At 68.3% G+C, this 6,629-nt stretch carries 9 protein-coding genes; 4 read left to right on the forward strand and 5 right to left on the reverse strand.

Features of this window, described 5'->3' with window-relative positions:
- Both AC1DHD_RS12790 and AC1DHD_RS12795 read right to left on the reverse strand, forming a co-directional pair.
- Nucleotides 1-185: DUF1304 domain-containing protein (locus AC1DHD_RS12790; protein WP_476880075.1), on the reverse strand; the 185-nt coding region annotated here is incomplete at its 3' end.
- Nucleotides 186-275: 90 nt separating this feature from the next.
- Nucleotides 276-653, reverse strand: coding sequence for a cupin domain-containing protein (locus AC1DHD_RS12795; RefSeq protein ID WP_476880076.1), 378 nt, complete (start codon nt 651-653; stop codon nt 276-278).
- A gap of 132 nt (nt 654-785) precedes the next feature.
- On the opposite strand from AC1DHD_RS12795, the gene AC1DHD_RS12800 reads away from it, so the two are divergent.
- Nucleotides 786-1,031: a hypothetical protein gene (locus AC1DHD_RS12800; protein ID WP_476880077.1), complete on the forward strand. Its 246-nt coding sequence runs from the start codon at nt 786-788 to the stop codon at nt 1,029-1,031.
- Nucleotides 1,032-1,086: 55 nt separating this feature from the next.
- Here the strand turns inward: AC1DHD_RS12800 and AC1DHD_RS12805 are convergent, their stop codons facing one another.
- Both AC1DHD_RS12805 and AC1DHD_RS12810 read right to left on the reverse strand, forming a co-directional pair.
- Nucleotides 1,087-1,515, reverse strand: a complete 429-nt coding sequence (locus AC1DHD_RS12805) for a VOC family protein (protein ID WP_476880078.1) — start codon at nt 1,513-1,515, stop codon at nt 1,087-1,089.
- 148 nt (nt 1,516-1,663) lie between these two features.
- Nucleotides 1,664-2,230: a type 1 glutamine amidotransferase domain-containing protein gene (locus tag AC1DHD_RS12810; RefSeq protein ID WP_476880079.1), complete on the reverse strand. Its 567-nt coding sequence runs from the start codon at nt 2,228-2,230 to the stop codon at nt 1,664-1,666.
- A gap of 1,298 nt (nt 2,231-3,528) precedes the next feature.
- Here AC1DHD_RS12810 and AC1DHD_RS12815 point away from each other — a divergent pair.
- On the forward strand, nt 3,529-5,091 hold the full coding sequence (locus AC1DHD_RS12815; protein WP_476880080.1) for a beta strand repeat-containing protein: 1,563 nt from the start codon (nt 3,529-3,531) through the stop codon (nt 5,089-5,091).
- Between the two features lie 169 nt (nt 5,092-5,260).
- Complete coding sequence (locus tag AC1DHD_RS12820) at nt 5,261-5,512, forward strand: DUF2630 family protein (protein WP_476880081.1); 252 nt, start codon at nt 5,261-5,263, stop codon at nt 5,510-5,512.
- A 99-nt stretch (nt 5,513-5,611) separates the two neighbouring features.
- Here AC1DHD_RS12820 and AC1DHD_RS12825 read toward each other — a convergent pair whose 3' ends face one another.
- On the reverse strand, nt 5,612-6,313 hold the full coding sequence (locus AC1DHD_RS12825; protein WP_476880082.1) for a FadR/GntR family transcriptional regulator: 702 nt from the start codon (nt 6,311-6,313) through the stop codon (nt 5,612-5,614).
- A gap of 129 nt (nt 6,314-6,442) precedes the next feature.
- Between AC1DHD_RS12825 and AC1DHD_RS12830 the strand changes: the two genes are divergently transcribed.
- The coding region (locus AC1DHD_RS12830; protein ID WP_476880083.1) for a transporter permease at nt 6,443-6,629 on the forward strand (187 nt) is incomplete at its 3' end.

Raw genomic sequence — 6,629 nt, forward strand, 5'->3', positions numbered from 1 at the left:
GCCAGGAACAGGTTGTAGAAGCCCTGGTTGAACGCCAGGACCCGGGTGCTCTCCACCTCGGCCGCCGTGGCCGGGCCGAAGACCCGCCGCGCCGCGGGGCCGTCCCAGGCCAGCGACTCCATCCAGAAGATCACCACGTGCAGGGCGGCAGCGAGCCCCGCAAAGACCATTCCGACCACCAGCATGAGACCCCTTACGACATTTACAGCCCAGTATGGCCGATCATCGTCGCCGGGCCGTGCAGATTGGGCGCGGGGACGCCCGCCACGTCGGGGCTAGCCCGGTCCCGGCCCGAGCGGTCCCGTGCCCTGCGGGCCGTCCGGGCCGTCCGGTGACGACCCATCCAGTGGTGCGGCCGGTTCTTTGAGTTCCACGAAGATGGCGTGCGTTGGCGTGGCACCGGTATTTTCGCCGGAGTGCCTCTGGGCCGGCAGCCAGCGCGCCAGCCCGGAGGCCAGTTCGACGTCGACCGTCCGGCCGTCGGCGGACAGCCTGCGCCGGAAGTCGCTGAGGGTGACCATCACACTGTCCGGGTGCGCGTGCTCCACCGATTTCTCCCCCGGCTGGTCCGTGTACTCGAGCACCCGCACCCGCTCGTTCTCGAAGAGAACCCGATACAAATCGGGGTTGGTGGCCACCGGGTCCTTGTCCATGGCGCGACTCTAGTCCCGGGGCCGGCGGGCCGCCAGACTCCGCACCCCCGGCCTGTACGGCACTCCCCTGCCGTTATAGCTTGGAAGGGACATCGCGGCAGGCTGTCGCGCCCAGCAGCATCGGAGGAACGCATGAGCACCAAGCCGAGCGACCCGGAGGACATTGTCAGCGACGGAGTGGACGACGACGGGAAGCCGGTGCCGCGCGACACCGGCACCGGCGGCACAGCCCTCCCCCAGGAGGCCGGGGCGTCAGGCGCGTCCGGGGGACGCGTCCCGGGCAAGAGCGACGCCCACAAGGTGCCCGGTCCCGCCGAGGAGCAGGACGAAAAAGCCGAGGATGACCGGGGCCTGACCACGGACACCAGCCCGGACTGAAACGCACACAAGAAACCGGGCCGGCCCTCGCGGTGGGCCGGCCCGGTATTTTTTGTTAGCTGGTGGCAGATGCACCGTCGGCGGGTGCGATGTTGACGAGCCAGTCCACGCCGAACTTGTCTTTGCACATGCCGAAGGTGTCGCCCCACGGGGCCTTCTCCAGCGGGACGGTGACCGTGCCGCCGTCGGACAGCTTGTCCCAGAAGCCCCGAAGCTCGGCTTCATCGTTGCCGCTGAGGGACACGGAGAAGTTGTTGCCCGGGGTGAAATCCATGCTGTTGGGGGTATCGGCCCCCATGAGCACCAGCCCGTTTTCGCCGGTCAGCATGCCGTGCATGATCTTGTCCTGCTCGGCGGGATCCTCGCTGGCCTGATATTCGGCGAAGGTGCTCATGTTCAACTGACCGCCGAACACGGTCTGGTAGAACGTCATGGCGTCCCTGGCGTTGTCGCGGAAGCCAAGGTAGGGGTTGAGCGTGGTCATATCCGGGACTCCTTGATTGCAGGTTGCGGTACCGCGGCCGCTCGGCGGGCGGTCCCCGCGGCGGCGCAGCTTACAGGCATATCCTGCCCGAAAGCGTGCGCACTGCATAGGGCCATCACTGCCTCTGACCACGGCCGACGGCGGCGGGTCAGGCGGTCTGCCCCGCGTGCTCGCCTTCGGCGATTTCTTCAAGCAACTTGTCATTGAAGGCCGGCAAGTCGTCGGGGTTCCGGCTGGTCACCAGGCCCTGGTCAACCACCACCTCTTCATCCGTCCAGTTCGCCCCGGCGTTCCTGAGGTCGGTCTGGAGGGTGTGGTACGAGGTGACGTTTCGTCCGCTGATAACGCCGGCGTCGATCAGGAGCCAGGGTCCGTGGCAAATCGAGGCCACCGGTTTGTGCTGTTCGAAGAAGCCACGTGCAAAGGTCTGCGCAGCCTTATCGACGCGGAGGTGGTCTGCGTTGACCACGCCGCCGGGAATCACCAGGGCGTGGAAGTCGGAGGCGTTGGCCTGGTCGGCGGTGAGGTCGACGTCGAACGTCTCACCTTTTTCCGTTCCGTCGAATCCCTGCAATTTTCCGCTCTTCAGCGAGACCAAAGTGGGTTCGCCGCCGGCGTCCTTGACTGCGTTCCAGGGGCTGGTCAGCTCGATTTGTTCGACGCCGTCCGTCAGCAGGAAAGCAACTTTCTTGCCCGCGAGATTGTGTTCCGACATGTGTCCTCCTCGTAGCCAGCGCGGGGATTGAGCAGCGTTCCGGCCGTGCCTATCCCCGCGGAGAATGTGATGCCTTACGGGTCCAACTCTAGGAAGCCAGAAAATAATAAGCAAGCTGACTATTCATGTTTTTCTCGACTTAGGGTATGGACTTTCCGTGACAGGCGTGACTATGGTGACGGAAGTTGCCGAACATTCGTCTCGATTTCTGCGCCACACCTGGGGGGTGTTGCACGTGAAGCACGAACGACACTCCGGGCGCGCCTCGCGGCTCCTCCGCCCAGTGCTGCTGGCCGGTGCGGCGACGGTGGCTTGGCTGGCACTTTCCGCGACGTCGGCCAGCGCCGAGACCGGCCCTGACCTCGATGCCGCAGCCCGCGGCCTCACATCGGGCATCTCATCGCTGGCAGCGCCCAGCCCGCATGCGGCCAAAGCAGCCTCGCCTTCAGGTTCCGGGGGCGACAGTTCTGGGCTGTTGTCCCCGGTTACCCGTGGAATCACCGGTTCCGTCGACCGGATTGTGGCTTCGATTCCCGTCACCGCACGGATCGTTCCAGCGGAGACCGTAACCAAGGCGGTGTCCCCGCCGGTTGAGGTGATTGACCGCGCTGCCGCCGGCACTGTGGGGGCAGTGGTTCCCATAGCTACCGACTTAGTGGCAGCCGCCGAACCCGTCCTGGCTCCGGTCACGGGGGCCGTGGTGGACACCGTTCCGCTGCCAGCCCTTCCGCCGGTGCAGCCGCCGGTGGCGACGGTTCCTGCCGCCGCTCCCGTGCAGCCAGCGGCACCCGCTGCCACCGCTCCCCGGACGACCACCGGGGCTCAGGCGACCGACACGGGCGCCAAAAACGCGGCCGCAGAGCGCAGCACTTCCCATCTTGACGCTGCGGCCCTGACCTCAGCACCTTCCCCCGCGGAAACCGCCATGCCGACGGACCAAGCTCTGGCCCGGCCCTCGGCGTCGAGCGCTGTGCAGGAAGGGCCGGCACCTCTCGGCGGAGACCCTGCAGGTGATCGGCCAGGAACTGTCCCCGCGATCCCCAGCTCCAGCAGTGGGATCACCGCGTCCGCTTCCAGTCCGGGCGCCGGCAGTGCGGCTGAGACTTCTGACTTCAAACTTCTGCCGCCACCAGGGACGCTGGAGAGCAGCGATGTCCTGCTTCGGCTGCCGGCCGCGGTGTCATTCGACCCCGGCTCTTCTCCCGACTAGTTGTGCCTGCCTGCCCCCAAGGGGCGGGTGACGGCTCATCGGGCTGCCTCGCAGGCGGCCCCCACCAACCAATCCAGGAGAAACAACCATGCATACGAACTTGCGCAGAGGGCTGCTWGGCACCCTCTTTGCCGGCGGCCTSCTGGCCCTCGGAACCTCMGTCGCGTCGGCGGCCGACACAACGTCAGGCAGTGACGGGACCGCCTCCGGCACCCAGGCCATCGCTCCGGTCACCGCTCCGGTGAGCCTTGGTGCGACGTCGGTCGGGCTCCTCGGCGACTCCACCGCCACCGGAACTTCCCCGGCGGGAACCACCTCGGCCCCGGCACCGGCCACCGGCAGCAGCTCCACCTCCGGTACCAACGGGACCGCCTCCGGCACCCAGGCCACCGCGCCAGTCACCGCTCCCGTGAACCTTGGTGCGACGTCGGTCGAGCTCCTCGGCGACTCCACCGCCACCGGAACGCCCCCGGCGGGAACCACCTCGGCCCCGGCGCCGGCCACCGGCGGCAGCAGCACCACCGGTACCAACGGGACCGCCTCCGGCAGCCAGGTCGCCGCGCCAGTCACCGCTCCCGTGACCCTCGGTGCGACGTCGGTCGGCCTGCTCGGCGACTCCACCGCCACCGGAACGGCCCCGGCAGGGACCACGTCGGCGCCGGCACCCGCCACGGACAGCAGCACCACCGGCACCAACGGGACCGCCTCCGGCACCCAGGCCACCGCGCCAGTCACCGCCCCGGTAACCCTCGGTGCGACGTCGGTCGGCCTGCTGGGCGACTCCACCGCCACCGGAACCAACCCGGCAGGAACCACCACGGGCACGGCCCCGGCCACCGGCGGCAGCAGCACCACCGGTACTGACGGGACCGCCTCCGGCACCCAGGCCACCGCGCCAGTCACCGCCCCGGTGACCCTTGGTGCGACGTCGGTCGGCCTGCTGGGCGACTCCACCGCCACCGGAACCAACCCGGCAGGGACCAGCACGGCACCGGCCACCGGCGGCAGCAGCACCACCGGTACTGACGGGACCGCCTCCGGCACCCAGGCCACCGCGCCGATCACCGCCCCGGTGACCCTTGGTGCGACGTCGGTCGGCCTGCTGGGCGATTCCACCGCCACCGGAACCAACCCGGCAGGGACCACCACGGCACCGGCCACCGGCGGCAGCAGCACCACCGGTACTGACGGGACCGCCTCCGGCACCCAGGTCACCGCGCCGATCACCGCCCCGGTAACCCTTGGCGCGACGTCGGTCGGCCTGCTGGGCGATTCCACCGCCACCACCGAAGGAGCCGCACTCGCACCGACGGAGCCCGGCACCACGGAACCCGGCACCACGGATCCCGGCACCAACGGCCAGGGCACCACTGACCCGGCCATGCCCGGCGAGGACACGGGTAGCTCAGCCGAGGGCAGCGCTGACGGTGGAGTGGGGATAACGGTCGGGACCCAGGGCAGCGTCCAGGCCGGGGCAGCCGCCTCGGGCCACGCCGCTTTGGCCGCCGGTGCGCAGCTGCAGGCTTCCGAATCCGGCACGTTGGCCATGACCGGGGCGAGCAGTGGCACCTACGCCGCAGCACTGGTCCTGCTTTGCGGCGGCGCCCTGCTGCTGATGCTGCGGCTGGCGCTGCGGCGTCGCAAGGCCTAAGCAGTCGCAAGGCCAAGCAACTGCCGGACGCGCCCGCACTTGGGGCACGATTGCGGGCGGACCCCTCCGAAGGGATGGGTCCGCCCGCCCAGCGCGCTCTGGCCACGGCGCACACCCGTGATTACGCTGGCAGGTACCCACCGCGGTTCGAAGCAGGAAGAAGGACACCATGGACGAACGCGACATCCTCCAACGCATCACCGCCCTGGTCGATGAGGAGCGCGACCTCAGGGAGCAGGCGGAATCCGCGAGCGCCGACCATGACCACGTCCCCGACCGGCTCCGGCTCAGGCAGCTCGAGGAAGACCTCGACCAGTGCTGGGACCTGCTGCGGCAACGGCGGGCCAAGAGGCAATACGGCGAGGACCCGAACGATGCGGAGGCGCGGCCCGTCACGCAGGTCGAGGGCTACAACGGCTGACGCAGTCGGGAATCCGCGAGGAGCCGCGCGGATCGGTGCGGATCGGCGCGGCCCTGCTGCTGCTTGCGTGAGCAGCCCGACCTGCGTGAGCAACCCGACTTACTTGAGCAGTTCGACGTCGGACACCAGGTCAATGTGCGCCATCATGGCTGACGCCGCACCGGCGGCGTCCTGGGCGCGGATGGCGTCAGCGATCTTGCGGTGCGACGCGATCGACTGCTCCGGGCGGCCGGGCTGACCCAGCGATTCAAGCCGTGTTTCCAGGATCATTTCCGCGATGAACGCCATCAGCTGGCCCAGCACCGCCGAGTGGGCGGCGGCCGTCACAGCCTGGTGGAAGAGCTCGTCACCGTGCGCGCCCTTGGAACCGGAGGCAACTTCCTCCGTCATCGCCGCGATAGCCGCGTCGATCGCCTGCATGTCCTGGTCGGTGCGGCGGACGGCGGCAAGTTCGGCCAGTTTCACTTCCAGCGTGCTCCGGGCTTCAACGATCTCCGGCAACCTGCTCCGGTGCTCCCGCAAGCCCTTGATCACCGCCGGCACGTTCGGCCGGTAGACCAGCACCGCGCCTGTCCCATGCTGGACGTCGATGACGCCAAGCACCTCGAGCGCCACGAGCGCCTGCGCCAGCGTGGCACGGGAGACGCCCAGCCGCTCCGCGAGGTCTCGCTCGGCCGGAAGCAGGTCCCCGGGCCCCAGCTCGGCCGATTCGATGAAGTCCAGGAGCTGCGCCACTAGCTGCTCATAGAGCCGGGGCCTCGACACCCGGGAAATCTCTGGGACACCTGACTTCTTCGCCATCTTGTTTCCTCTTCGACGTTGCGCTGCTGCCATCCTACAACAGAGGAGTATTGACAAACTCACCTACTGTCTAAGAGGCTAGGCCAGTAGTCCTGTTGTCTACGTCACACTAATCCCGGAGGAACAAAGATGTCCGCTCCCGTGCTTTCCATCATCGTCCTGGCGGTGATGTTCCTGTTGGCCACAGTCCTTCCCCTCAACATGGGGGCGCTCGCCTTCGTCGGCGCCTTCCTGCTGGGTTCCGTCTTCCTTGGTATGTCCACCACCGAGATCCTGGCCAACTTCCCCGGCGGGCTCTTCCTGACCATCGTCGGCG

Source organism: Arthrobacter sp. 05L45_2 (assembly GCF_056397525.1).

What these genes read in the sequence shown, in the direction of transcription:
- AC1DHD_RS12820 (WP_476880081.1), top strand. Translation starts at nt 5,261, where the DNA reads ATGGACGAACGCGACATCCTCCAACGCATCACCGCCCTGGTCGATGAG.
- AC1DHD_RS12825 (WP_476880082.1), bottom strand. Translation starts at nt 6,313, where the DNA reads ATGGCGAAGAAGTCAGGTGTCCCAGAGATTTCCCGGGTGTCGAGGCCC.
- AC1DHD_RS12810 (WP_476880079.1), bottom strand. Translation starts at nt 2,230, where the DNA reads ATGTCGGAACACAATCTCGCGGGCAAGAAAGTTGCTTTCCTGCTGACG.
- AC1DHD_RS12795 (WP_476880076.1), bottom strand. Translation starts at nt 653, where the DNA reads ATGGACAAGGACCCGGTGGCCACCAACCCCGATTTGTATCGGGTTCTC.
- AC1DHD_RS12805 (WP_476880078.1), bottom strand. Translation starts at nt 1,515, where the DNA reads ATGACCACGCTCAACCCCTACCTTGGCTTCCGCGACAACGCCAGGGAC.
- AC1DHD_RS12800 (WP_476880077.1), top strand. Translation starts at nt 786, where the DNA reads ATGAGCACCAAGCCGAGCGACCCGGAGGACATTGTCAGCGACGGAGTG.